1 protein-coding gene is annotated in these 390 nt (G+C 48.7%); it reads right to left on the bottom strand.

Annotated elements, in window-relative coordinates; all coding sequences use genetic code 11:
* A partial coding sequence (locus AC0QH1_RS16245) for an RNA-guided endonuclease InsQ/TnpB family protein (protein WP_324632255.1) occupies positions 1 to 390 on the bottom strand: 390 nt, incomplete at both ends.

Genomic DNA, 390 nt, shown 5'->3' on the forward strand with positions numbered 1-390 from the left:
ATATTGGAAACTTTTAGATCCTCGACAAAGATGACTTCTGCCTTGTCGATTAATTCTTGAGCTGTTTCAAAATGCCACTGCCTCCGCTGTCTTGCAATACGTTGATGCAGTTTGGCAATGCGCTCATTCAACTTGCGGCGAGGCTTTGAACCCTTAGCCCTCGCATCTCGCTTGGCCTGGAGCTTAGACAACTTCTTTTCGGCTTGGCGATAAAACTTGGGTGGCTGTTTCGTGGTGCCATCCGAGCAAGCGATGAAGTATTCGAGCCCCGCATCCACACCAATGCTATTGGTTTCAGTGGGCTGTATCTCGATAACTGGCAAAGCAGGAACGCTTTTGTCTTCAAGGGTTAACGTGACATACCAGCCGTCCGCCTTCTTTGTTACCAGA

Source organism: Phormidium sp. CCY1219 (assembly GCF_055795085.1).